This window comes from Thioalkalivibrio sp. ALE31 (assembly GCF_000377405.1).
Classification (GTDB): domain Bacteria; phylum Pseudomonadota; class Gammaproteobacteria; order Ectothiorhodospirales; family Ectothiorhodospiraceae; genus Thioalkalivibrio.
The window spans coordinates 296527-321031 of sequence record NZ_KB905023.1 but is presented as its reverse complement, the minus strand read 5'-3'; the positions used below and the strand labels follow the sequence as shown (position 1 = coordinate 321031).

General features: G+C 68.7%; 26 protein-coding genes. 8 read left to right on the top strand and 18 right to left on the bottom strand.

Going from position 1 to position 24505, the window contains the following annotated elements:
• Position 1: 1 nt before the first annotated feature.
• A complete protein-coding gene (locus D103_RS0109490) occupies positions 2-2053 on the bottom strand; it encodes a UvrD-helicase domain-containing protein (protein ID WP_018876626.1) in 2052 nt (683 codons plus the stop codon).
• Between the two features lie 143 nt (positions 2054-2196).
• On the opposite strand from D103_RS0109490, the gene D103_RS0109485 reads away from it, so the two are divergent.
• Genes D103_RS0109485 through D103_RS0109475 form a run of 3 tightly spaced genes read left to right on the top strand, consistent with a single transcriptional unit; the run spans position 2197 to position 3679 of the window.
• Positions 2197-2523, top strand: a complete 327-nt coding sequence (locus D103_RS0109485; RefSeq protein WP_018876625.1) for a thioredoxin family protein — start codon at positions 2197-2199, stop codon at positions 2521-2523.
• Positions 2520-3098 carry a 1,6-anhydro-N-acetylmuramyl-L-alanine amidase AmpD gene (gene ampD / locus D103_RS0109480; protein WP_018876624.1) on the top strand — a complete coding sequence of 193 codons (579 nt, stop codon included), beginning with the start codon at positions 2520-2522 and terminating at the stop codon, positions 3096-3098. The genes D103_RS0109485 and ampD overlap by 4 nt, the downstream gene beginning before the upstream one ends.
• Positions 3095-3679, top strand: a complete 585-nt coding sequence (locus tag D103_RS0109475; RefSeq protein WP_018876623.1) for a histidine phosphatase family protein — start codon at positions 3095-3097, stop codon at positions 3677-3679. Before ampD ends, D103_RS0109475 begins: the two co-directional genes overlap by 4 nt.
• 9 nt (positions 3680-3688) lie before the next feature.
• Here D103_RS0109475 and D103_RS0109470 read toward each other — a convergent pair whose 3' ends face one another.
• Entirely contained in the window at positions 3689-4006 is a 318-nt protein-coding gene (locus D103_RS0109470) for a DUF2322 family protein (protein ID WP_017942594.1), read from the bottom strand.
• A gap of 162 nt (positions 4007-4168) precedes the next feature.
• Between D103_RS0109470 and D103_RS0109465 the strand changes: the two genes are divergently transcribed.
• Positions 4169-4930 carry an inositol monophosphatase family protein gene (locus D103_RS0109465; RefSeq protein ID WP_018876622.1) on the top strand — a complete coding sequence of 254 codons (762 nt, stop codon included), beginning with the start codon at positions 4169-4171 and terminating at the stop codon, positions 4928-4930.
• Positions 4931-5184: 254 nt separating this feature from the next.
• On the opposite strand, the gene D103_RS0109460 is transcribed toward D103_RS0109465, so the two are convergent.
• From D103_RS0109460 to D103_RS0109385, 16 genes are all read right to left on the bottom strand, one after another.
• Complete coding sequence (locus D103_RS0109460) at positions 5185-5523, bottom strand: helix-turn-helix domain-containing protein (protein WP_018158446.1); 339 nt, start codon at positions 5521-5523, stop codon at positions 5185-5187.
• Positions 5520-6512 carry a tRNA dihydrouridine synthase DusB gene (dusB, locus tag D103_RS0109455; RefSeq protein ID WP_018876621.1) on the bottom strand — a complete coding sequence of 331 codons (993 nt, stop codon included), beginning with the start codon at positions 6510-6512 and terminating at the stop codon, positions 5520-5522. The genes D103_RS0109460 and dusB overlap by 4 nt, the downstream gene beginning before the upstream one ends.
• A gap of 147 nt (positions 6513-6659) precedes the next feature.
• Positions 6660-7379, bottom strand: a complete 720-nt coding sequence (locus D103_RS0109450; RefSeq protein WP_018876620.1) for a DUF3426 domain-containing protein — start codon at positions 7377-7379, stop codon at positions 6660-6662.
• Positions 7380-7747: 368 nt separating this feature from the next.
• Positions 7748-8629 carry a 50S ribosomal protein L11 methyltransferase gene (prmA, locus tag D103_RS0109445; RefSeq protein ID WP_018876619.1) on the bottom strand — a complete coding sequence of 294 codons (882 nt, stop codon included), beginning with the start codon at positions 8627-8629 and terminating at the stop codon, positions 7748-7750.
• Between the two features lie 31 nt (positions 8630-8660).
• Positions 8661-10007 (bottom strand): acetyl-CoA carboxylase biotin carboxylase subunit, encoded by a 1347-nt coding sequence (gene accC / locus D103_RS0109440; RefSeq protein ID WP_017942601.1) that lies wholly within the window; start codon positions 10005-10007, stop codon positions 8661-8663.
• A 31-nt stretch (positions 10008-10038) separates the two neighbouring features.
• Positions 10039-10500: an acetyl-CoA carboxylase biotin carboxyl carrier protein gene (accB, locus tag D103_RS0109435; RefSeq protein ID WP_018865465.1), complete on the bottom strand. Its 462-nt coding sequence runs from the start codon at positions 10498-10500 to the stop codon at positions 10039-10041.
• 9 nt (positions 10501-10509) lie between these two features.
• Complete coding sequence (gene aroQ / locus D103_RS0109430) at positions 10510-10950, bottom strand: type II 3-dehydroquinate dehydratase (RefSeq protein ID WP_018865466.1); 441 nt, start codon at positions 10948-10950, stop codon at positions 10510-10512.
• A 172-nt stretch (positions 10951-11122) separates the two neighbouring features.
• Complete coding sequence (locus D103_RS0109425) at positions 11123-11785, bottom strand: OmpA family protein (RefSeq protein ID WP_018865467.1); 663 nt, start codon at positions 11783-11785, stop codon at positions 11123-11125.
• A 103-nt stretch (positions 11786-11888) separates the two neighbouring features.
• The gene (gene aroE / locus D103_RS0109420; RefSeq protein ID WP_018876618.1) at positions 11889-12737 is read right to left on the bottom strand and encodes a shikimate dehydrogenase; all 849 of its coding nucleotides are present in this window, start codon (positions 12735-12737) and stop codon (positions 11889-11891) included.
• Positions 12734-13750, bottom strand: a complete 1017-nt coding sequence (gene hemB, locus D103_RS0109415; protein ID WP_018876617.1) for a porphobilinogen synthase — start codon at positions 13748-13750, stop codon at positions 12734-12736. Before hemB ends, aroE begins: the two co-directional genes overlap by 4 nt.
• 23 nt (positions 13751-13773) lie before the next feature.
• Positions 13774-14703 (bottom strand): oxygen-dependent coproporphyrinogen oxidase, encoded by a 930-nt coding sequence (hemF, locus tag D103_RS0109410; protein ID WP_018876616.1) that lies wholly within the window; start codon positions 14701-14703, stop codon positions 13774-13776.
• Between the two features lie 16 nt (positions 14704-14719).
• Positions 14720-15325: an L-threonylcarbamoyladenylate synthase gene (locus D103_RS0109405; protein WP_018876615.1), complete on the bottom strand. Its 606-nt coding sequence runs from the start codon at positions 15323-15325 to the stop codon at positions 14720-14722.
• Complete coding sequence (locus tag D103_RS0109400; RefSeq protein WP_018876614.1) at positions 15312-17873, bottom strand: DNA topoisomerase I; 2562 nt, start codon at positions 17871-17873, stop codon at positions 15312-15314. Before D103_RS0109400 ends, D103_RS0109405 begins: the two co-directional genes overlap by 14 nt.
• A gap of 141 nt (positions 17874-18014) precedes the next feature.
• Positions 18015-18500 (bottom strand): DUF494 family protein, encoded by a 486-nt coding sequence (locus tag D103_RS0109395; RefSeq protein ID WP_018876613.1) that lies wholly within the window; start codon positions 18498-18500, stop codon positions 18015-18017.
• Positions 18497-19636, bottom strand: coding sequence for a DNA-processing protein DprA (gene dprA / locus D103_RS0109390; protein WP_018865474.1), 1140 nt, complete (start codon positions 19634-19636; stop codon positions 18497-18499). The genes D103_RS0109395 and dprA overlap by 4 nt, the downstream gene beginning before the upstream one ends.
• Before the next feature lie 21 nt (positions 19637-19657).
• Positions 19658-20818 carry a LysM peptidoglycan-binding domain-containing protein gene (locus tag D103_RS0109385; protein WP_018876612.1) on the bottom strand — a complete coding sequence of 387 codons (1161 nt, stop codon included), beginning with the start codon at positions 20816-20818 and terminating at the stop codon, positions 19658-19660.
• Positions 20819-20960: 142 nt separating this feature from the next.
• On the opposite strand from D103_RS0109385, the gene def reads away from it, so the two are divergent.
• From def to D103_RS0109365, 4 genes are read left to right on the top strand one after another with little or no spacing between them, the layout of a single operon-like run.
• Positions 20961-21494, top strand: coding sequence for a peptide deformylase (def, locus tag D103_RS0109380; protein ID WP_018865476.1), 534 nt, complete (start codon positions 20961-20963; stop codon positions 21492-21494).
• Entirely contained in the window at positions 21494-22459 is a 966-nt protein-coding gene (gene fmt / locus D103_RS0109375; RefSeq protein WP_018876611.1) for a methionyl-tRNA formyltransferase, read from the top strand. Before def ends, fmt begins: the two co-directional genes overlap by 1 nt.
• Entirely contained in the window at positions 22459-23817 is a 1359-nt protein-coding gene (rsmB, locus tag D103_RS0109370) for a 16S rRNA (cytosine(967)-C(5))-methyltransferase RsmB (protein ID WP_018876610.1), read from the top strand. Before fmt ends, rsmB begins: the two co-directional genes overlap by 1 nt.
• On the top strand, positions 23817-24395 hold the full coding sequence (locus D103_RS0109365) for a DUF4390 domain-containing protein (RefSeq protein WP_018865479.1): 579 nt from the start codon (positions 23817-23819) through the stop codon (positions 24393-24395). Before rsmB ends, D103_RS0109365 begins: the two co-directional genes overlap by 1 nt.
• Positions 24396-24505 lie beyond the last annotated feature (110 nt).

Below are 24505 nucleotides of genomic sequence, written 5' to 3'. Positions count from 1 at the left end.
GCTACTTCTCCAGCATGGCCTTGAGGCCGGCGAGGTGGGCACGGGCGGTGAGTTGCTGGGTCTCGGGGTCCGGTGGCTTGGCGTCCGGCCAGTCGAGGTGTTCCTCGGGGAGTTCGTCGAGGAAGCGCGAGGGTTCGCAGTCGATGGTCTCGCCGTAACGGCTGCGTTGCTGGGCGTAGGTGATCAGCAGGGTCTGCTGGGCGCGGGTCAGGCCGACGTAGGCGAGCCGCCGTTCCTCCTCGATGGAGTCGTCCTCGACGCTGACCCGGTGCGGCAGCAGTTCTTCCTCGAAGCCGACCAGGCAGACATGCGGAAACTCCAGGCCCTTGGCGGTGTGCAGGGTCAGGAGCTGCACGGATTCGTTACCGTCCTGGGAATCGCGGTTGCGGTCGAGGATGTCCATCAGGCTGATGCGGTTGACGATATCGGCCAGGTCCATGGTCCGCTCATCTTCGGCCTCGTCGTCACCGTATTCGGCGCTGGTGTTGCCGCCGCCCATGCGCCCGACCCAGTCGATGAATTCGCGCACGTTGTCCATGCGCCGGGTGGCGGCACGCGGGTTGGGGCTGTTCTCCAGTAGCCAGGACTCGTAGTCGATATCCTCGATCAGGGCGCGCAGCAGGGCGTCCGGGGCCTCCTCCGCGCCACGGCGCTGGAAGCCGTCCACCCAGTCGGTGAAGCGTTCCAGCCGCGCCTGTGCGCGGGCATCCATGTATTCGGACAGACCGGCGCCGCGTGCGGCCTGCAGCAGCGAGGCCCCGCGCTGGTTGGCGTAGTGGCCGAGCTTTTCCAGGGTCGCCGGGCCGATCTCGCGGCGCGGCACGTTGACCACGCGCAGGAAGGCGGTGTTGTCGTCCGGGTTGGCCAGCAGGCGCAGGTAGGCGACCAGGTCCTTGATCTCGGCCTTCTCGAAGAACGACTGCCCGCCGCTCAGGCGGTAGGGGATGCCCTGTTCGCGCAGGAGCTTCTCGAACAGCCTGGACTGGTGGTTGCTGCGGTAGAGGATGGCGAAGTCGCCCCAGGTCGCATTCAGGCGAAAGCGCCGGCGCATCAGTTCGGAGACCACGCGCGCGGCCTCGGTGTCGGCGTCGGAGCAGCCGATCACCTCGATCTTCTCGCCCTCGCCCAGCGCGCTCCACAGGCGCTTCTCGAACACGTGCGGGTTGTTGCCGATCAGCGCGTTCGCGGTATGCAGGATGCGGTTGGTGGAGCGGTAGTTCTGCTCCAGCTTGATCACCTCCAGGCGCGGGAAGTCCTGCTGCAGGCGCGCGAGGTTCTCCGGGCGCGCGCCGCGCCAGGCGTAGATCGACTGGTCGTCGTCACCGACCACCGTCAGGCCGTCACTGACCCCGATCAGCAGGCGCACCAGCTGGTACTGCGCGGAGTTGGTGTCCTGGTATTCGTCCACCAGCAGGTGGCGGATGCGGTCCTGCCAGCGGTTGCGCAGTTCCGGGTCGTCGCGCAGGCAGTCCACCGGGCGCTTGATCAGGTCGTCGAAGTCCACTGCGTTGTAGGCGCGCAGGGCGTCTTCGTAGCGCGGGTAGAGGTTGGCCGCGGCGATCGCCTCCGGGGCGTCGCTCATCTGGCTGGCTTCATGCAGTGCCTCTTCCGGCGTCATCAGGTCGTTCTTCCAGCGGCTGATGTGGCCAATCAGGGCGTCGACCTCGGAGCCGGTATCGTCGCGGTAGGTAATCTCGCGCAGCAGCTGCCGGCAGTCACCGGGGTCGAGGATGGAGAAGCCGGGGCGCAGCCCCGCCGCCTGCAGCTCGCGACGCAGGAAGTTGAGCCCGAAGGTGTGGAAGGTGGAGACGTTCAAGCCCCGGGCCTGTTCGCGTGACAGTCGCCCCTGGACACGTTCGCGCATCTCGCGCGCGGCCTTGTTGGTAAAGGTGATCGCCACGATCTGGCGTGCGGCGAGGCCGCGCCGCTCGATCAAGTGAGCGATCTTCTCGGTGATCACGCGGGTCTTGCCGGAACCCGCCCCGGCCAGGACCAGCAGGGGGCGGTCCGTGGTGGTCACGGCGGCCTGTTGTTGGGGATTCAGTTCGGACACCGGGGCGGTCGATTCCTTCGCAGCGGGGCGCGTAAACTAACCCACGATCCCCGATTCATAAAGACAGCAGCGGTGAGGGTAATCCATTGACCAACGGACCGCGTGCCGCGGCATCCGCCGCGGGCCGGGAGTCGCTCCCGATATTGACCCAGTTCGACTTTCATCAGCACCTGATGGATGTCCCGGGGCCGGCGGTCATCCTGTTCACGCGCCAGGGCTGCGGGGCCTGCAAGGTCATGGGGCGGGTCCTGGCGGAATGGCAGGCGGCGGGGGATGCGCCGGCGCTGTTCGAGGTGGATGCCGAGACCGATACCGCCCTGGTGCGGGAGTTCGAGGTCTTCCATCTGCCGGCACTGTTCGTGTTTCAGGCGGGGGCCTATCACGGTCGCCTGGAAGCCCCGCCGCGCCTGCCCCTGTTGCGCGAGGGGCTGGCGGCCGTACTGGCCCAACCGCCCGAGGAGGCGCCGTGAAATCCCCGCACGCCGAAACCGTCACGCCGGACCGGGACTGGTACCCGCCAGCGCAGCGCCTCGACAGCCCGAACCAGGATGAGCGTCCCCCCGGTCAGCAACCGGAACTGATCGTGGTGCACGCGATCAGCCTGCCGCCGGGCGAGTTCGGTGGAGGGCACGTCGCCGAGCTGTTCCAGAATCGTCTGGATCCGGATGCCCACCCCTACTTTGCCGAGGTCGGCGGCCTGCGCGTCTCCGCCCATGTGCTGATCGACCGCGAGGGCCAGGCGACCCAGTTCGTGCCGTTCTCCCGACGCGCCTGGCATGCCGGGGTGTCGCGGTGGCAGGGGCGCGAGCGCTGCAACGACTTCTCCATCGGGATCGAACTGGAGGGGACCGACGAGGACCCCTTTACCCCGGCGCAGTACGCCGCGCTTGCGCAAATGATTGGCTGGGTCCGCGCCCGCTGGCCGGGTATCGGGCCGCATGCGCTGGCCGGCCACAGCGATATCGCCCCGGGACGCAAGACGGATCCGGGCCCCCATTTCGACTGGGCGCGCCTGCGGCAGGAACTGCACGAGGTGAGCGCATGATTGTGGACCTGCTGCGTCACGGCGAGCCGGAGGGCGGCCAGCGTTACCGCGGCCATGGCTGCGACGACCCGCTGAGCGCGCGCGGCTGGAGCCAGATGGAGCGGGCGGTCCGGGGCGAGGAGGAGTGGCAGTATGTGGTCAGCTCGCCAATGCAGCGCTGCCGCGCGTTTGCCGAGCACTACGCCTCCACACAGGACCTTCCGTTGATCCTGGAGCCGCACCTGCGCGAGATCGGTTTTGGCGACTGGGAGGGGCGTACGCGGGTCGACCTGCAGAGGGATCGACCGGAGGAATACCGCGCCTTCTATGCCGACCCGGTGCACGCGCGCCCGGCCGGTGCGGAGCCGCTAACGGCCTTTCGCCGCCGGGTCGAGGCCGGTTTCGATGGGGCCTTGCGGCCGCTGCAGTCGGAACGGGTGCTGATGGTGGTGCATGCGGGGGTGATACGCGCGCTGGTCGGCTGGGTGCTGGGCGTGCCGGACGACCGCCTGTACCAGCTAGAGTGCGACTACGCCAGCCGCACCCGCCTGCATCGGCATCCGACCCGGGGCTGGCGGCTGCTTTACGCCAACCGGGTCTAAGCCCGGTTGTTAGCCGGCCTGGCTGCCGCGCTTGGGGACGGCCTTCACCGACAGGTAGTAGTCGTTGTTCAGGACGTCGATCAGCCGGTCGATGTTCGGATGCTTGCCCGGGTTGGCGCGGGCGTCGTCGGCGTGGCTGCCGTACAGCAGCAGGCCCGAGTTGGCCGCCTTGGGCCCGATGCCGCCGTAATCCAGCGCCAGCTGGTAGTAGATCTGCAGCGACAGACTCTGGCCGTCCACGTTCTCGATGGTCGCGGTGGGGTTGTAGTCCTCGCCAAACAACTCCAGGCGTTCGATATTGCTGACGTCGGGCAGCTTCTTGGACATGTTCCGGCTCCTCGAAAGAATCGCGGCATTATCGGGGCATGACCCGGCGGCGACAACCAACCCGCGAAGGCGGCAGGGTCGCCCCGGGTCAGCGGCGAATAGGGCGCATGTTAAGCTATGGCCTTTTTTCGAGGGGACACGAACATGTCGCGAAGCGCGTTCATGGAGGCCGCCCAGGCCGCCGCTGATGCCGCCGAGAAGGTGATCCGCCACTACTACGAGGCGGGTGTCGACGTCGAAACCAAACCCGACGACACCCCGGTGACTCGGGCCGACGTGGAGAGCGAAAAGGCGATCCGCCAGGTGATCCGCGAGCACTTTCCGGACCACGGCTTCTATGGCGAGGAGACCGGGCAGTCGGACATGGACTCCGACTATGTCTGGCTGATCGACCCGATCGACGGGACCAAGAGCTTCGTGCGGCGCTACCCGTTCTTCTCAACCCAGATTGCGCTCATGTACAAGGGCGAGCTGATCCTGGGGCTGTCCAACGGCATCCAGTTCGGCGAACGGGCCTGGGCGGAGAAGGGCCAGGGCGCCTTCCTGAACGGCAACCCGATCGCGGTCGAGAAGACCGTCGATCTCGGGCGCGCCTCGCTGTCCACCGGCAACCTCAAGTCCCTGGCGCAGAGCCCCGAGGGGTGGACCGCGCTGGGCGGCATTATGGCCGAGGTCAACCGCACCCGCGGCTACGGGGATTTCTACCACTACCACCTGCTGGCACGTGGCAGCATCGACCTGATCATCGAGTCCGACGTCAACATCCTGGACATCGCCGCATTGGCGGTGATCGTGCGCGAGGCGGGCGGCGTGTTCACCAACCTCTCCGGTGGCGAGCTCGACCTGAAGACCGCGAACGTCCTGGCCGCGGCCACTTCGGAATTGCACCGGACGGCCCTGAACCGTCTCGCCTGGAAGGACTAGCGGCGGGCTGATTGAACCACTGAGGACACAGGGGACACCGAGAAGGGCGGTCTACAGGAAGACGGGAAGATTGGAAGGGGAAAGCAGCGATTGGCTGCAGGCTGGCTGGTGATGCCGCGTATTTCGGGGCGATCATTGGCCAGGCCCTGCATCAGTAACCTGTTGGTTTTTCCAGCTGGCCGTAAATGGTATCCGTCTCGGAAACCGAAGTCATTCTTCCGGCCTTCCTGGCTTCCTGTGACCAGAACCGAACGTCAGGTCGCGGCGCCGTTCCCGTTGCCGTTCCCGTTGGCCTCCACCAGCCCGTGGGCGCGCAGCTTCTTGCGCAGGGTGGCGCGGTTGAGCCCGAGCAGGGCGGCGGCGCGGCTCTGGTTGCCCCCGCAGCGCTCCAGCACACTGGCCAGCAGGGGGCGCTCCACCTCGTTCATGACCAGTGCGTAAAGGTCGTGGCTGCTTTGCCCGTCCAGGGTCTCGAAATACTGATCCAGCGCTCGCCGGACCGAGTCCGCCAGCACACAGTCGGACGGGAGTGTGGCCGCAACCGATGCTTCCTGGACGTCCGGGTCCTGTTCGAGTGGCATGTTCACGCTCATGCAGCCTCGCTTGCGATTCCCGTCAGGTGGGCGCGCAGGCGCCGCAGTTGTTCGCTGGCCGTGGGGGCGGCGAGAAGGTCAGCCCGGGCCGCCCGGGTGCGGGCCTCGTCGAGACCCAGACCAAGAAGATACCAGCCCAGGTGCTTGCGCGCGATACGCACACCCTGCGGTTCGCCGTACTGGGTGTGCAGGCCGGTGACGTGTTCCTCGATCAGGGCCAGGCGCGCGGCCAGGGCCGGTGCCGGCGGGATCGCTTCGCCGGCCAGCGCGGCGCGGATCTGACCCGGCAGCCAGGGCTGACCCTGGGCGGCGCGTCCGATCATCACCCCCGCCGCGCCGGTGGTATCCAGTACCCGCATCGCCGTGTCCGGGTCCGTGATGTCGCCATTGGCGAGCACCGGGATGGAGACCGACCGGACGATGCGCGCGATCGCGGTATGGTCCGCCTGCCCGCGGTAGGCATCGGCCCGGGTGCGTCCGTGCACGGTCAGCATCGCGATGCCGCAGGCCTCGGCAATGGATGCGATCTCTTCGCCGTTCATTCGCTCGCGGTCCAGGCCCAGGCGCATCTTCAGCGTGACCGGCACGGTGACGGCCTCCGTGAGCGCCTGGAGCAGTTCGCGCACCCGCTCCGGCTCGCCCAGCAGGGCCGATCCCGCGGCCTTGCTGCAGACCTTCTTCGCGGGGCAGCCCAGGTTCAGGTCGATCACGTCGGCGCCCCGGCGCACGTTCTCCCGCGCCGCCTCGGCCAGCGGCTCGGGTTCGTTGCCCAGCAGCTGGACGATGCGCGGGCGCGGCTCCTGACGGTGGTCCAGCCGGTGGCGGCTCTTGTCGCTGGCCCACAGCCGGGTGTTGGAGGTGACCATCTCGGATACCGCCGCGCTGGCGCCCAGGCGGCGGGCCAGCAACCGGAACGGGCGATCGCTCACGCCGGCCATGGGGGCCAGGAACACGACGGGGTCCGCGAAGTGATGGATTCCGAGCTGCATCTGGGGCTGACGATTGAATCGGGGAAGCCGGGGAGTCTAGCACCTCGAGGCGCCCGCCGCCGGTGGTCAGCGTGCTCGCGCCCCCGGGGTGTGCATGAATCCGTGCTGCCCTTGAACGAGTTGCGGGTCCGGGGTGTCGGGCATAGGTCAGCGGGGCTGGATCTGGATGCCCGTGATGCGGGCATGGGGGCTGGCGAGGCTCAGGCGCAGGGTGGCGGGTTTGTGGGGGGGCATCGGGGCGTCCGCGTCGGTGTAGTCGTTCGGGGTCAGGCGCAGAGCGCCATGGCGCGTGTCCAGCTGGTCGCTCAGATGGATGTCGAGGACGGGCCAGGCCTGCCGCACCGGGCTTTCCAGCTGGAACTGGACGTGCAATGTGCCATCGATACTGGCGAAGAAGTCCGGTGTCGATACCCGGATGCGCTCGGGCGCGCGCAGCGGGTTCCAGACCGGGCAGGGGAGGGTGGCGCACAGCTGGGCGCGAGTCTGGTCCAGGTAATGGTTATGACCCGGTGCCACGGGCGGGAAGGCCAGCAGTTGTGCGCCCAGCAGAACGCTCAGGCCGGCGGCCACGAACACCCCTGGCCAGACACGGCGTCGGGCGGTGGCGGCCAGGTCCAGAGGGCACGGGTGGCGTTCGATGTCGATGGCGGTGGCGATGACCGGAGCACTCTCGATCGCGGGGGTGCGAACGGGCTGCGCGGGAAGGAGCCCCTCCCCCAGGACGCGTTCGCCGGCGCCGCCGATCTCGAGGGCCGGGAACAGATCGAACTCGGCGCCGCAGTGGGTGCAGTGCACCCGCCGCTGGCGGATCTTGGACCCGCGGGCGAGGGCGTGGGTGACGCCGCATTGCGGGCAGCGGGCGAGCATGTCAGCGTCCGGATGGCCGTAGCTGCGTCCGGTCGAGCGAGAAGGACGGTACCGGCGCGACGATGCCCATGGGTTGGCGTGTTCCTAGGGAAACACTGATCAATGTACACATTCGCGCTCGAGTCGCTTTTGCGTGCGAACAAGGCGCGGTGACTGCCGTGCAGTCATTCTGCACAAGGGAGCCGCAACGCTGTGCGCGCGCAAAAGCGGCCGAGCCCCTGCTTTCAATGGCTTGTGGGGTTGGCACCCCAGGTTCCCCGATCCTGCGTTGCGCCGCTTGCGGGTAGAACCACTACCCGCTGCACGACGCGCCTTGTCTCGGAAAACCTGGGGTGCCAACGCGAGTGTGTACATTGATCAGTGTTTCCCTAGCGCCGGCGCCCGCCGAGCAGGGCCCAGCCTTCGCGGCAGTCCTCGACGCCAATGTCAAAGGCATCGGAATAGGCCGCGATGACCTCGTCCGCCTGGCGTTCCAGCAGACCGGCCAGCAGGATACGCGCGCCGGGTTTCGCGGCCCGCGCGAGCTCCGGGGCCAGGTCGATCAGCGGCTTGGCCAGGATGTTGGCCAGCACCAGATCGTATTCCGCCGTCGGGACCGGGTGGTCCGTCAGACCGGTTTCCAGTCGCTCGGGCGGGATGGCGTTGGCATCGGCATTGCTGCGCGTGGCCTGCACCGCCTGCTCGTCGATGTCGATGCCCAGCGCATGCCGGGCGCCCAGCTTCAGGGCCGCGATGGCGAGGATGCCGGAGCCACAGCCGTAGTCCAGCACCTCCTGATCCCGCGGCGGCTGCTGGGCCAGCGCGGCCAGGCACATCGCGGTGGTCGGGTGGTTGCCGGTGCCGAAGGCGAGGCCGGGGTCCAGGCGCACGAAGGTGCCCTCCTCGATGGCCGGCTCGTCCTCCCAGGACGGCACGATCCACAGCGAACTGCCGCAGTGAATGGCGCCGAGGCCGTCGAGGCCGGCGCGCACCCAGTCCTGGTCTTCGATGGGCTGGACCTGGATCGCCTCGGGGGCCTGTGCCTGGCGCTCCAGCGCGGCGGCGGCGAGGTCCGCCTGGGTGGTGTCCGGGAATACCGCCTTCAGGCGCACAGTGGACCACAGTGGGTGGGTGCCCAGTGGGGGTTCGAACAGCGGCTCGTCGGCGGCGTCGAACAGCTCGACGCTGACCGCGCCGAGTTCAAACAGCGTGTCCTCCAGCGGCTCGGCCTGTTCCGGGCTGATCTGGCATTCGAGTTCGGCAAGGCTCATGGCGTCAGGCTCGTGGCGCGAGGGGGAAGGGTCAGGCCTGCGCCTTCAGCTTCTTCTCGAGGTAGTGGATGTCGGTCTCGCCGCGCTGGAAGTTGGCGTCGATCATCAGGTCGTGATGCAGGGCGACGTTGGTCTGGATGCCGTCTACGACGATCTCGCCCAGGGCCCCGCGCATGCGGGCCAGCGCGATCTCGCGGCTGTTCCCGTGGGCGATCAGCTTGCCGATCATCGAGTCGTAGTAGGGCGGCACGGCGTACCCGTTGTAGATGTGGGTATCCATGCGGATGCCCGGCCCGCCCGGGGCGTGGTACTGCTGGATGGTGCCGGGGCTGGGCATGAAGGTGCCGGGGTCTTCGGCATTGATGCGGCACTCGATCGCATGGCCGCTGATGTGCACATCGTCCTGGGTGTAGCCCAGTGGCTCGCCGGCGGCGATGCGGATCTGCTCGCGCACCAGGTCGATGCCGGTGACCTGCTCGGTGACCGTGTGTTCGACCTGCAGGCGGGTATTCATCTCGATGAAGTAGAACGCCCCGTTCTCGTACAGGAACTCGAAGGTGCCGGCGCCGCGGTAGCCGATGTCCTGGCAGGCGCGGATCAGGCGTTCCGCCATGGTCTGGCGCTGTTCGTCGCTGATCCCGGGGGCCGGGGCCTCCTCGATTACCTTCTGGTGGCGGCGCTGCATGGAGCAGTCGCGCTCGCCCAGGCATACGGCGTTGCCGTGGGTGTCGGCCAGGATCTGGAACTCCACGTGGCGCGGGTGTTCCAGGTATTTCTCCATATACAGGGTGTCGTTGCCGAAGCCCTGCTGGGCCTCGTTGCGGGTCAGCGAGATCGCGTTCAGCAGCGCGCCCTCGGTATGCACCACGCGCATGCCGCGACCGCCGCCACCGGCGGCGGCCTTGATGATGACCGGGTAGCCGATCTCGCGCGCCAGGGCCAGGTTGGTGTCCGGGTCGTCGCCCAGGGCGCCGCCGGAGCCGGGTACGCAGGGCACGTTGGCCTCCAGCATTGCCTGCTTGGCGGAGACCTTGTCGCCCATCAGGCGGATGGTCTCGGCGCGCGGACCGATGAAGGAGAAGCCGGAGGACTCCACCCGCTCGGCGAAGTCCGCGTTCTCCGACAGGAAGCCGTAGCCGGGGTGGATCGCGCCGGCATCGGTGACTTCGGCCGCGGCGATCAACGCGGGGATGTTCAGGTAGCTTTCGCCGGAGGCCGCGGGGCCGATGCAGACGGATTCGTCCGCCAGGCGGACATGCTTCAGGTCGCGATCGGCGCTGGAGTGTGCGGCGACGGTGGCGATACCCATCTCGCGGCAGGCGCGCAGGACCCGCAGGGCGATCTCGCCGCGGTTGGCGATCAGAATCTTTTCAAACATGCTCGGACCTGTTGGCAGGGAATCGGAGGGTTCAGCCGATGATGAACAGCGGCTGGCCGTATTCCACCGGGTTGCCGTTCTCGACCAGGATGTCGCGGACCGTCCCCGCCTGGTCGGCCTCGATCGGGTTGAGCATCTTCATCGCCTCGATGATGCACAGGGTCTCGCCGACCTCCACGGTCTGCCCGACCTCGACGAACGGCTTCGAGCCCGGGCTGGGTGCGCGGTAGAAGGTGCCGACCATGGGGGCGGTGACCCGGTGACCGTCCATCTCCGGGGTCGCGTCCGCCGCGTCGGCCGGGGCGGCTGCGGGCGGTGCGCCGGCTGGTGCCGGTGCCGCGGCGGGCAGAGGGGCCGGGGCCGGTGCGGCGACGGCGGTGCCGCTGGCCGAGCGGGTGATGCGGACCGACTCCTCGCCTTCGTGGATCTCGATCTCGTGGATGCCGCTCTCGTCGAGCAGGTCGATCAGTTTCTTGACCTTGCGAATGTCCATGGAAGCCTCTTATTCCTTGATAGCCGCGAGCGCCGCATCGAGCGCCAGCCGGTAGCCAATGACGCCGAAGCCACTGACCAGACCGGCGGCGACATCGCTCAGACGCGAGGTCTGGCGAAAGGGCTCGCGGGCGTGGATGTTGCTGATATGGATCTCGTAGAACGGGATGGCAACACCCAGCAGGGCATCGCGCAGGCTGACACTGGTGTGGGTCAGGCCACCCGGATTGATCAGGATGCGTTGCACGCCCTCGCCGGGGGCGGCATGGATGCGGTCGATCAGGTCGCCTTCATGGTTGCTCTGGAAGCAGTCGAAGGAGGTGTCGGCCTGTTCCGCCCGAGCCCTCAGGTCGGTCTCGATATCCGCCAGGGTCTGCGCGCCGTAGCGCTCCGGCTCCCGCTGTCCCAGCAGGTTCAGATTGGGGCCGTTGAGCAGCAGTATGGACGCCATGGCAGGGGGAATCGGTAGCGATCCTGTCGAGAATGGACGCGATTGCACCGAAAAATGACGGTGCGACGAATGTTCGGGATTTTGCCGCAGGAGGGGTGGGGGTGTCCAGCGCGGAGGGTGCCTTGGGCGCGCCGGTACCGCGCCCGGCGCGGTGCCGGCGTGCGGGTTTCGATCAGTCGGCGGTCAGCGGGAACAGGGTCAGTTCCACCCGGCGGTTCTGCTGGCGGCCCGCCTCGGTGTCGTTGGTGGCGACCGGCTGGTGCGGTCCGAAGCCGATGGTGTGCACGCGCACCGGCTGCACACCGCGGCGGATCAGGGCCTGCCCCACGCTCTGGGCGCGGCGCTCGGAGAGGTCCATGTTGTATTCGACGCGACCGGTGCTGTCGGTGTGGCCGGCGACTTCGATGCCGGTCTGGTCGAACTCCTCCAGGACCAGGGCCACCGAGTCCAGTACATCCTGGAATTCCGGCTTGATGTCGCTGCGGTCGAAATCGAAGGTGATGTTGCTCGGCATGTTGAGGATGATGTTGTCGCCGTCGCGGGTCACGCTGACGCCGGTCCCGCGCAGCTGCTCGCGCAGGGCATCCTCCTGACGATCCATGTAGTTGCCGATGGCGCCGCCGGCCAGGGCGCCGATGCCGGCCCCGATCATCGCGCGCTGGGTGCGGTTGCGGCTGCTGGTGACGCTGCCGAGCACGGCACCGGTGGCCGCGCCGATGCCGGCCCCGATGGTGGCGCGCGAGACGCGTTCTTCCCCGGTGTATGGATCGGTGGTGGTGCAGCCCATCACCAGGACCAGGGCACTGGTGGCGGCCAGGGCGAGGATGCGTTGCATGGCGGTTCTCCCGTGTTCGTGTGATCCGCAAGGCAGCGGACGTGATGAATCCCAGCTTGCGGTCCGCGGGGTGAACCGTCCATGAATCCGGAGAATGGGTGGGCTATTGGCCGTCGATTTCGTGACGCAGTTCGCGGAGCACCGGGGCGGTTTCGGGGTGCACCCCGCGCCAGATCGCGAAGGCCTCGGCCGCCTGTTCCACCAGCATGCCGAGCCCGTCGCTGCCGTTGCTGCAGCCCGCCGCCTCGGCCCAGCCAAGGAAGCGCTGGGCGCCGGCCCCATAGACCAGGTCATAGGCCAGGCTGTCCGCTTGAACCAGATGGGCGGGGAGGTCCAGCGCGTCCTCGCCGAGGCCGGTGGCCGTGGCGTTGACCACCAGATCGAAGGGGCCCTGCGGCAGCGTGTCCAGGCCGCAGGCGGCCAGCCGGGTGGCCGGGGCGATATCGCGAAAGGCCTCGACCAGCCCCTCCGCGCGGGCGACGGTGCGGTTGGCGATGACCAGGGCCTCGGGCCCCCCCTCCAGCAGTGGCTGCAGCAGGCCGCGGGTGGCGCCCCCGGCACCCAGGATCAGGATGCGGCGGCTGCGCACGTTGAAGTTCAGGCGGTCGAGGTCACGGCAGAAGCCGACGCCGTCCGTGTTGTCGCCATGGATGCGGCGCTCGTCGTCGCGCCACAGGGTGTTCACGGCACCGGCGTGTCGGGCGCGATCCGTGAGGACACGGGCCAGGGCGAAGGCCTCTTCCTTGAACGGGACGGTCACGTTCAGGCCCCGGAACCCGGAGGAGAGCCACGCCCAGACCTCCTCGGCGAACTGACCCGGGGTGCCCAGCAGGGCCTCGTAGGTCAGGTGCTGCCCGGTTTGTTCGGCGAACAGGGCATGGATGCGCGGCGACAGCGAATGGCGGATCGGGTTGCCGACCACCGCGTAGCGATCCGGGCGCGGCTCGCTCATCGGGCCGCGTCCTCCGCCAGCCATTCGGCCACGGTGCGGGCGTAGTAGGTGAGAATGCCGTCGGCCCCGGCGCGCTTCATGCCGGTCAGGGCCTCCAGCACGCAGGCGCGCTCGTCCAGCCAGCCGCGTTCGGCGGCGGCCTTGAGCATCGCGTACTCGCCGGAGACGTGATAGACGAAGGTCGGGCGCTGGAACTCGTCGCGGATGCGGCGGACCACATCCAGATACGGCATCCCCGGTTTGACCATCACCATGTCGGCGCCTTCGGCCAGGTCGAGCGCGACCTCGTGCAGGGCCTCGTCGCCGTTGGCCGGGTCCATCTGGTAGGTCTCCTTGCCGCCCTTGCCCAGATTGCCGGCCGAGCCCACCGCATCGCGGAACGGCCCGTAGAAGGCCGAGGCGTACTTGGCGGAGTAGGCGAGGATGCGCGTGTGCACGTGCCCGCCGTCCTCCAGCACGGTGCGGATCGCGCCGATGCGTCCGTCCATCATGTCGGAGGGGGCGACCACGTCGGCGCCGGCCGCGGCATGCGACAGCGCCTGCTTCACCAGGGCCTCGACGGTGATGTCGTTCACAACAAAGCCGTCGTCGTCGATGATGCCGTCCTGGCCGTGGGTGGTGAACGGGTCCAGGGCGACATCGGTGATCACGCCGAGCTCGGGGTGGGCCTGCTTCAGTGCGCGTACCGCGCGCTGGGCCAGGCCCTCGGGGTTCCAGGCCTCGGCGGCATCCAGGCTCTTCTTCTCGCCCGGGACCACCGGGAACAGGGCCAGGGCCGGGATGCCGAGGCGCACGGCCGCGGCCGCCTCCTCCAGCAGCAGGTCGATGCTGACGCGCTCCACGCCGGGCATCGACGGCACCGCCTCGCGTACCCCCTCGCCCTCGGTGACGAAGACCGGCAGGATCAGGTCGTCCGCGCGCAGGTGGTGCTCGCGCATCAGGCGGCGGGAGAAGGCGTCGCGGCGCATGCGGCGCGGGCGGCCGGCGGGATAGGGGGCGATCGGTGCGGTCATGCGGGTCATCCTTGTTGGCGTAGTCAGCCAGCGGACTCGGTCAGCCAGTCGCGCGGCTTCAGATAGCGCTCGTAGAGTTCGGCCTCGGGCGTACCGGCTTCCGGCTGGTAGTTGTATTCCCAGCGCACCAGCGGCGGCAGCGACATCAGGATCGACTCGGTGCGCCCGCCCGACTGCAGGCCGAACAGGGTACCGCGGTCGTAGACCAGGTTGAACTCGACATAGCGCCCGCGCCGGTAGAGCTGGAACTGGCGCTCGCGCTCGCCGTATTCGGTCGCGTGGCGGCGTTCGACGATCGGGCCATAGGCATCCAGGTAGGCGTTGCCGACGCTCTGCATGTAACCGAAGGCGTGCTCGAAGCCGCCCTCGCTGAAGTCGTCGAAGAACAGCCCGCCGACGCCGCGCGGCTCGTCACGGTGCTTGAGGTGGAAGTACTCGTCGCACCACTTCTTGTGCGCCGGGTAGAGGTGCTCGCCAAACGGGCGACAGGCAGCCTCGGCCGTGCGGTGCCAGTGGATGCAGTCCTCGTCAAAACCGTAGTACGGGGTCAGGTCGAAGCCGCCGCCGAACCACCAGATCGGCGCCTCGCCGGGCTTCTCCGCGATGAAGAAGCGCACGTTCGCGTGCGAGGTCGGTACATACGGGTTGTGCGGGTGGATTACCAGCGACACGCCGGTGGCCTGGAACGAGCGCCCGGCCATCTCCGGACGGTGCGCGGTGGCCGAGGCCGGGAGGTTGTCGCCCATCACATGGGAGAAGTTGACCCCGGCCTGTTCGAAGACCCGCCCCTCGCGCAGCACGCGGGTACGGCCGCCGCCGCCGGCGGGGCGCTTCCAGGCGTCCTCTTCGAAGCGGGCCTGGCCGTCCAGGCCCTCGAGGCCCTGGCAGATGCGGTCCTGCAGGCCCTGCAGGTAGTCGATCACGCGGTCGATGGAGACGTTGTCCTGGCTCATGCTGCGTCCCGGTTGATCAGTTGTCGGTATGGGTGTCGGGTTCCGGCGCGCCCCGGAGCCAGGCCCCGGTGCGGGCGTCGCGGATCGCGCTGGGTGCGGTGCGCCCGCCACATTCTGCCTGCAGGATTGCATCGATGCCGGCCCCGAGTTGTGAGGCAACGCAATCCCAGCTGCGGCAGGGCTCCGCGCCCGCGCGGTTGGCGCTGGTGGAGACCAGCGCGCTTTCGGCGGCCGCGCACAGCGCGCGCGTCCCCGGATGGGCGGTGACGCGTACCGCGAGGCTGTCGTGTTCACCGCGCAGTAGCGGCGGGCAGGCATCGGTGACGGGCAGCAGCCAGGTGGTCGGCCCCGGCCAGCTGGCGTCGATCTCGGCGTGGTGCTCGGCCGGCAGCGGCGCCAGCCAGGGCGCGAGGCGCTCCAGCCGGTCGGTGATCACGATCAGCCCCTTGGCGGCCGGGCGGCCCTTGATCTCGAGGATGCGATCGATCGCCCGGGGGTCATCCGGGCGGCAACCGAGGCCGAAGACCGCCTCGGTGGGGTAGGCGATCACGCCGCCGTCGCGCACGCACTGCGCGACGGGTTCGATCTCGGTGCTGAGCAGTGGGGCCTTATTCGGATCCACGGTCGCCGGAGGGCTGGGCACTCAGGCGGCTGTCGCCATCGCCGGATTTCGCGCTGCCGGATTTGGCGGTCGAAGCCTTCTTCGCCGGGGCCTTCTTCGATGTGCTCTTCTTGGCGGCGGTCTTTTTCGTGCCCGTCTTGCTGGCGGCCTTCTTGGTGGTGGCCGCCTTTTTCGTGGTCGTCTTCTTCGCGGTCGACGATTTGGATGCGGTCTTCCCGGAAGATTTGGCGGTCGACTTGGACGCCCCCTTGCGGCCGCGGCCCTTGCGTTCCGGGGCGGCGGCGATCAGTTCCTGGCACTGCGCAAGTGTCAGGGACTTGGGATCGGTTTCCTTGGGGATCTTGGCGTTCTTGTTGCCGTCGGTCACATACGGTCCGTAGCGGCCGTTGAGGACCTGGATGCCTTCCTCGTCGAAGCTCTTGATGAAGCGCTCGGCGTCCTTTCGCTTCTTCTCGGCGACGATCTCCAGCGCGCGCGGCAGCTCGATGGTCCAGACGTCGTCGTCCGGGCCGAGGGAGGCGTACTTGGAGCCGTACTTCACGTACGGTCCGAAGCGGCCGATGTTCACCATCACCGGCTCGCCCTCGGGCGTCTCGCCGAGGTCGCGCGGCAGCTTGAACAGCTCCAGGGCCTCATCGAGAGTGATCTTGTCCATCTTCTGCCCGGGCAGCAGGCCGGCGAAGCGCGGCTTCTCCTCGTCGTCCTTGGTACCGATCTGCACGATCGGGCCGAAACGACCCAGGCGCACGCTGACCGGGCGCCCGCTCTGCGGATCGGGGCCCAGCTCGCGTGACTGCACGGCCTCGGCGCGGGTGACGTTCTCTTCCTTTTCCTTCACCCGGTCGCGGAAGTCGCCCCAGAAATCCTCCAGCACCGGGACCCAGTCCTTCTCGCCGCGCGAGATGGCGTCCAGCTCGTCCTCGAGCTTCGCGGTGAAGTCGTAGTCCACGTAGCGGTCGAAGTGCTGGGTCAGGAAGCTGTTCACGATCCGGCCGGTGTCGGTCGGGATGAAGCGCTTGCCGTCCATCTCCACGTACTCGCGTGACTGCAGCGTGGAGATGATGCTGGCGTAGGTCGACGGACGGCCGATGCCGTATTCCTCCAGCGTCTTCACCAGGCTGGCCTCGGTATAGCGCGGCGGCGGCTCGGTGAAGTGCTGGTCGGCGGTGACCTCTTCGAGTTGGACCGTGTCGCCCTCGGCCATTTCCGGCAGGCGCTTGTCCTCGTCGTCATCCTGCGCGTCGTCGCGGCCCTCCTGGTAGACCGCGATGAAGCCGGGGTCGACCAGGGTGGAGCCGGTGGCGCGGAACTGGTGCTGGCTGTCGCCCGGGACCAGGTCGGCGGCCACGGTGTCGAAGGTCGCGTGGATCATCTGGCAGGCGACGGTGCGCTTCCAGATCAGGTCGTACAGCCGGGCCTGGTCGCTGCTCAGGCGCTCGCGGACCTCGTTCGGCAGACGGCGCACAGAGGTTGGGCGGATGGCCTCGTGGGCCTCCTGCGCGTTCTTCGACTTGGTCTTGTACTGGCGCGGGCTGTCGGGGACGTTGTTGGCCCCGTAGCGCTCCTCGATCAGGCCGCGGATCTCGCCGATCGCCTCGCCGGCCAGGGCCACCGAGTCGGTACGCATGTAGGTGATCAGGCCGATCGCGCCGGATCCCAGATCGATGCCTTCATATAGTTGCTGCGCGGTGCGCATGGTGCGCGATGCGGTGAAGCCCAGCTTGCGCGAGGCCTCCTGCTGCAGGGTCGAGGTGGTGAACGGCGCCGCCGGGTTGCGGCGGCGCTGCTTCTTTTCGACCTTGGCGACGCGCAGCTCGCCATTCGCGGCGTCGGTCAGACGCTTCTGGGCATCGTGCGCGAGCTCGGCGCTGTTCAGGTCGAACTGGTCCAGCTTGTTGCCGTCCAGGTGGGTCAGGCGCGCGGTGAACGGCTGGCTCTGGCGCTCGACCTTCGCATCCAGGGTCCAGTATTCGCGAGGGACGAAGGCCTCGATCTCGTTCTCGCGCTCGCAGATCATGCGCAGCGCCGGGCTCTGCACGCGCCCGGCGGACAGGCCGCGCTTGATCTTGCGCCACAGCAGCGGGGAGAGGTTGAAGCCGACCAGGTAGTCCAGCGCGCGGCGCGCCTGCTGGGCATCGATCAGTGGCTTGGCCAGGTCGCGCGGTTCCTCGATCGCCTGCTGGATCGCCTTCTTGGTGATCTCGTGAAACACGACGCGATGCACGCCGCGATCGTCCAGCAGGCCGCGGTCACGCAACACCTCGTAGAGATGCCAGGAGATCGCCTCGCCTTCACGGTCAGGGTCAGTCGCAAGGATCAGGTCGTCGGATTTCTTCAGCGCCTTGGCGATCGCCTCGATCTGTTTCTCGCTGCGCTCGATCACGTCGTACTTCATGCGGAACCCGTTCTCCGGGTCCACCGCGCCCTCCTTGGGCACCAGGTCGCGCACATGGCCATAGGAGGCCATGACCTGGTAGTCCGGGCCGAGATACTTCTCGATGGTCTTGCCCTTGGCGGGCGACTCTACGATGACGAGGTGCTTGCTCATGTCGCTCGGGACCGTCTCCGTGGCAGCGGGTTCCGTATCGGGGCGATCGCGGTCGCATGGCAGCGACCGGGTTCACGGGCGCTAAAGACTAGAGGAGGAAATGCCCGTTGGCTACCGCGCGCCTTTCGCAAGACGGAGAAATCAGTGCAGATAATCCACGGCCGCGGGGCCGGCATCGTCGCGCATGACCTCTTCCAGGCGGGAATAGGCGATCGCGTCGTCGGGCTGGTTGAACAGCACCATCAGCACCACCCAGCGCAGCTGGTCGAGGTCGATCTCCTCGGCGTCCAGCTCCATTACGCGGTCCAGCACCAGCTCGCGGGTGCCGGCGGTCAGCAGGCCGTTTTGCTCCAGGTGCAGCAGGAAGCCATGGGCCTCGGTATCCAGGCGTTTTTGCTCTTCCGGGGCATAGATCCGCTGGGCGGCGCCGTCGCCGCCGCGCCCGGCCAGGGGGGCCTCGCTCATCAGGCGGTCCAGCCAGCCCAGAGCGCGGTCGATCTCGCGGCGGGCAAAGCCGGCCTCCACCAGGTGGCGTTCCAGCTCCGAGCGGTCCGGCTCCTCGTCGGATTCCTCGTCGATGGTGTGCTCGAAGAGATACATGAGCACATCCAGCACATTCTCGTTCATGATTCGGGGGATCCTGCGTCGAGGCGCTGGTAACGCCCGTGGTCGAGGGCGGCCACACGGCCATGGAGTTCAAGCAAAACCAGCATGGATGAAAGCTGTTCGATGGTCAATTTGGTGCGTTCGCGCAGGGTTTCCAGCGGGACCGGGTCGAATCCCATCGCGTTCAGTACGCGTTCCTGCTCCGGATCCAGCGGGTCGGAGGCGGGTTCGGCCGCGGCCGGAGGCGCATCGGGCGCGACGCCCAGCCAGTCCGCGAGGTCATCCAGGATCTCCTCGGCCGACTCCACCAGCTGGGCGCCATCGCGGATCAGCCGGTGGCAGCCGCGGCTGGTCGGGCTCAGCACCGAACCGGGGACGGCATAGACCTGGCGCCCCTGTTCGGCAGCCAGCCGTGCGGTGATCAGGGATCCGCTCTTCAGCGCCGCCTCGACGACCAGGGTCGCCAGTGACAGGCCGCTGATCACGCGGTTGCGCTGCGGGAAGTTCCGCGCCAGCGGCCGGGTATCGGTGGGCCACAGCGAGACCACCAAGCCATGGTCCGCGATGCGGTGCGCCAGGCGCCGGTGCTGGGCGGGGTAGATGCGGTCGGGCCCGGTGGCCACGACCGCGATGGTGCGCCCGCCGGGCGCGGCCAGGGCGCCTTCGTGGGCGGCGCCGTCGATGCCCCGGGCCAGGCCGCTGGTGACCGTCAGCCCGGCCCCGGCCAGCTCGCGGGCGAATTCCGTGGCGAGGCGCTCGCCCTGCGGGGTGGCCTCGCGGCTGCCGACGATGCCCACCTGCGGGCTGCGCAGCAGCTCGCGCGCGCCGTTCAGGTACAGCACCGGGGGCGGGTCGGGGAGTTCCGCCAGCAGGGGCGGGTAGTCGGGGTCGTCCAGACACAGCAATGTGTGCCGGGGGTCGGCATCCAGCCAGGCCTGGTCGGCCTGCGCCCCGGCCTCGCGGGCTTTATGGGCGGTGGTGTCCAGCTTGAGGTCGACGCCCGCGCGCTGCCATTCGGCCGCGGGGGCGGCCAGGGCGTTGCCCGGGGAGCCGAAGGCCTCGACCAGTTGCAGCAGGCGCCGCGGGCCGAGGCCTGGGGTGTTGATCAGTTGCAGCCAGTCCTCGTGCGGGGCGGCTGTCGCGCCGGCATCACGCATGCAGCCTGGCCGCAGGCCCGGTCAGGGGGTGCGAACCTTGTCGCCCTCGCGCAGGGTGCGCTCGGCCTCGGTCACCAGCACGTAGGACACCTTCTCGAAGGTCTGGAAGACCATGACGGTGCCGACTTCCTCTTCCGGCAGGGTGACCACCTCGTTGGCGCGATCGCTGATCGGGTCGCGGACCTCGCGCCCGGCGGTAAAGGCGGTCAAGACCTGGCCGTTTTCGATGCCGTCGCGTTCACCACGGTTGATGATGGCGGCCTGCAGCTGGCCGATCTGGCTGAGGGCGTCGAACAGCGAGATGATCGTGCCCTCGGTACCAGCCGGCGGGCGCCCGATGTCGAACAGCATGTCCTGCTCTTCGGCGTAGGGGACCAGGCGGTCACCGCGGATGGCCTCGCGCTCGCCCTTGCGGATGTCGGCGCGGGCGACGTTGCCCGGCTCGATGATCTCGGCCTCGCCCACCGGCAGGGTGGCGACGCCCAGGTCCTCTCCGGTGTCCGGATCGGTCAGTGCGCCGTCGTGGCGAACGATGTGATAGAGCTCGTAGCGTTCGGTGTCCTCGGCGTTGCGCACATACACCCGGTCGCCTGGGCCGAAGATCACGCGCTCGTCCTGCGAGGCGAGGATGTAGGGGGCGTTTTCCAGGGTTTCCTCGTCCAGCACCTGTGGACGGAACATGAACGACTGCAGGGTGGAGATCGGGGAGACGTCCTCGTCGCGCTCCACCACCCGTGCTTCCGGTGACAGGCGATGCGTCGGGCGCACCCGCGGCCCGCCGTCGACCGTGATGCGCGGCCGGCCGTCCACGTAGTGGATGCTCAGCACGTCACCCGGATAGATCAGGTGGGGGTTCTCGATCTCCGGGTTGACCAGCCAGATCTCCGGCCAGTACCACGGGTCCTGCAGGAACATCGCGGAGATGTCCCAGAGGGTGTCGCCTTTCTTCACGACGTAGCGTTCGGGCGCGGATTCGCGGATCTCCGGCTCGGCCTCGGGGGGCGAGCGTTCATCCTGGGCTTCGCGCGCCGGGCGGGCTTCGGCCTGCGCCGTGCCGGAATCGGAGGCGGTCGTTTCGCCGCCGCCGTTCTCGGGTGTGGCCGCGCAGGCGCCCAGCAACAGCGTTACACTGAACAGAATGCCCGGCAGAACGAAGGTCGTGGTGGCCCTGGTCTTGTACATTTGGTGTCCCCTGTCAGGTCCGCGCGCTCCCCGAGCCTTCCTGTGGCCCGGCCCCCAATCGGATGACGCAATTCCGCGGATATTGCGGTCCAACGTTAGCAGAATTGCGACATCTGTACAGTACAAAGTTTGAGGTTTTTTCATGGCCAAGCGTGAAATCCTGCACTTCCCCGACCCCCGGCTGCGGCTGAAGGCCGAGCCGGTCGCCGAGGTGGACGACGAAATCCGCACCCTGGTGGACGACATGTTCGAGACCATGTACGCCGCGCCCGGCATTGGTCTGGCCGCCACCCAGATCAACGTGCAAAAGCGTGTGCTGGTCGCGGATGTCTCCGAGGACCAGAGCGAGCCGCATGCCTTGATCAACCCGGAGATCCTCGAGACCTCCGGTGAGGAGGAAATGGACGAGGGCTGTCTGTCCGTGCCCGGCTTCTACGAGAAGGTGCAGCGCGCCGACCGGATTCGCGTGCGTGCCCTGGGGCGTGACGGCCAGCCCTTCGAGCTGGACATCGATGGCCTGCTGGCGGTGTGCATCCAGCACGAGATTGACCACCTCGACGGCAAGCTGTTTGTCGATTACCTGTCCAGCCTGAAGCGCAGCCGCATCCGAAAGAAGCTGGAGAAGCAGGGCGGGCGCTCCGGAGCCGGTGACAAGACCGCGGTCCCCGCGGTCTGATGGGAGTGGCCGACACGGACGTCGAGTCCCTGCGCATTGTCTATGCCGGGACGCCGGATTTCGCGGTTCCCGCGCTGCAGGCCCTGATCGACGGCGGGCATGCCCCGGTCGCGGTCTATACCCAGCCGGACCGACCGGCGGGGCGTGGGCGCAAGCTGCGTCCGGGCCCGGTCAAGCAGGTCGCCGAGGCCGCCGGCCTGCCGGTGGTGCAGCCGGAGAGCCTGAAGTCCGCCGAGGCCCAAGCCGAACTTGCCGCCTGGCGCCCGGACATCCTGATTGTCGCAGCCTACGGGCTGATCCTGCCCCGCGCCGTACTCGCGATCCCGCCGCTGGGCGGGCTCAATATCCATGCCTCGCTGCTGCCGCGCTGGCGCGGCGCGGCGCCGATCCATCGCGCGATTCTCGCGGGGGACGAAGAGACCGGTGTCTGCCTGATGCAGATGGCCCCGGGGCTGGATGCCGGCCCGGTGCACGCCTGCCGTCGCGTCCCGATTACACCGGAGACCACCACCGGTGAGCTGCACGATGTCCTCGCCCGCGAGGGGGCGGAGCTGCTGGTGGAGCAGCTCCCGACGATTGCCGCGGGTGCCTCCGCACCGTGGCCCCAGGATGATGCGCAGGCCAGCTACGCCCGAAAACTGGAGAAACAGGAGGCCTGGATGGACTGGTCGCAGCCGGCCGCGGCCCTGGATCGACAGGTGCGGGCCTTCAACCCCTGGCCGGTGGCGCAGGCCGGCTGGCAGGGGCAGGCGCTGCGGGTCTACGCGGCGACCCCGCTGGAGGTCGCGGCGAATGCAACGCCCGGAACGATCATGGATGCCTGCCCGGAGGGCGTGGATGTGGCCACCGGCGACGGCATCCTGCGCCTGCGGACCGTTCAGCTGCCCGGCCGCCGCCCGGTCGCGGCGGCGGACTGGGCCCGCAATGCGGACCTGCCCGGCCAAACCCTGACCGGGGCGGTCTGATGGCGGGCAAGCCGAAACGCGTGGTGCCCTCGCGGGTGGATTCGCGCTCGCCGCGTCAGCGCGCGCTGGAGGCGGTGGAGCGCGTAGTGCTGCAGGGGCAGTCGCTGACCCGGGCGGTGGAGCTGGTGACCGAAGGGCTGGCGGCGCGCGATGCCGCCTGGGTGCAGGCGCTCGCCTACACCACCTTGCGCTGGTACCCGCAGCTGGCGGGGCTGGTCGATGGCTTTCTGGATCGGCCGCTGCGCAAGAAGGATGCCGTGATTGGTGTGCTGCTGGCGCAGGGACTGGCCGAGGTGCTGCATTTCGGGACGCGCGATCACGCGGCGGTGCGGGAGACCGCCGAGCTGGCGCGCGAGATCCATCGCCCTGGCGCGGTGGGCCTGATCAACGCGGTACTGCGCCGCGCCCTGCGCGAGCAGGACGAACTGGCGAGCCGGATCGAGGGCGACCCGGTGCTGCGCTATGCGGTCCCGGAATGGCTGCTGGAGGCGATTCGCGATGCCTGGCCGGAGGACTGGGAGACGCTGCTGGAGGCCTCGACCCGCCCCGCGCCGATGACCCTGCGGGTCAACCTGCACCGTGGCAGTCGCGAAGCGGCGCTGGAGGCCCTGTCCGCCGCCGGTATCCCGGGGCGCGCGTACCCGGCGCTGGCCAGCGCGCTGACGCTGGATGACCCGGTCGATGTGGCCGCCCTGCCGGGGTTCGCTGACGGGGCGCTTTCGGTCCAGGACGCCTCGGCGCAATGGGCCGGGCCGTTGCTGGGGCCGCGGCCCGGCGAACGGGTGCTGGACGCCTGTGCGGCACCCGGCGGCAAGACCGGGCATTTGCTGGAACACGCGGGTGGCGATCTGGATCTCACCGCGCTGGACAACGACCCCGAACGCCTGGAACAGGTACGCGAGAACCTCGACCGGCTGGGCTATGACGCCCGCCTGGTCGCGGCGGATCTGGACGCCACCGATGACTGGTGGGACGGCGAGCCCTTCGACGCGATCCTGCTGGATGTTCCCTGTTCCGCCACCGGCGTGATCCGGCGTCATCCGGACATCAAGACCCTGCGCCGGGCCGATGACATCCCGCGCCTGGCGGCGGAGCAGGCCCGCCTGCTGGCCGGCGCCTGGAAGCTGCTCCGCCCGGGCGGCCGGTTGCTGTATGCCACCTGTTCGCTGCTGTCGGCGGAGAACGAGGCGGTGGTCGCCCCGTTCGTCGCGGCGACCGCGGATGCCCGCGCCCGGCCGCTGGAGGGCGAGTACGCTATCCCCGGCAGCAAGCCCCGCGCGGCAGGTGTAACGCTGCCGCTGGGGCTCGAGGACGGGGACGGCTTCTATTACGCGCTGCTGGAGAAGCAGGCCCCCTGATGCCGGGGCGTTCATCGTGGCGGGGCGGGCCCCTGACGGCGCTGTGCGGGCTACTGGCCCTGCTGGCGCTGCCGGTGACGGCGAGCGCGGTGGAGATCCGCGCCGCGAATCACATGTGGCTGGATGATGCCACCGTGCTGGTGCGCCTCGATATCGACATGCGCCTGCCCGCGGTGCTGGAGGACGCCCTGGCCAACGGCGTGACGCTGGAGTTCGAGGCGCAGACGCGGCTGGAACGCGGCCGGCGGGTCGGGCGCGATACCCTTGCCAGCGAGACGCGTCGCGTCCAGCTGCAATACTTCGCCCTGAATCGGCACTATCTGGTAACCGCGGTGACCGACGAGCGCATGGACCTGAAACCGACCCTGGGGGATGCCCTGGACCTGGTCGCCCGGCGGCTGGGGCGGCTGCGTCTGGACGAGGTTCCGGACGCGGTGCGCGAGAATCCCGGCGAGTTCGATCTCGCGGCGCGGCTGACGCTGGTGTATTCCGCGCTGCCGCTGCCCCTGCAGCTGGATGCCGGTTTGCGCGGTGATCTGACGACCCGACAGGAGTGGCGGCGATGGTCGCTGGATTAGGGAAGCGCTGGTCAACGTACACGCTCGCGCTCGAGTCGCTTTTGCGCGCGCGAAAGCGGCCGAGCCCCTTGGGGTTGGTACCCCGGGTTCCCCGATCCGGCGTTGCGGCC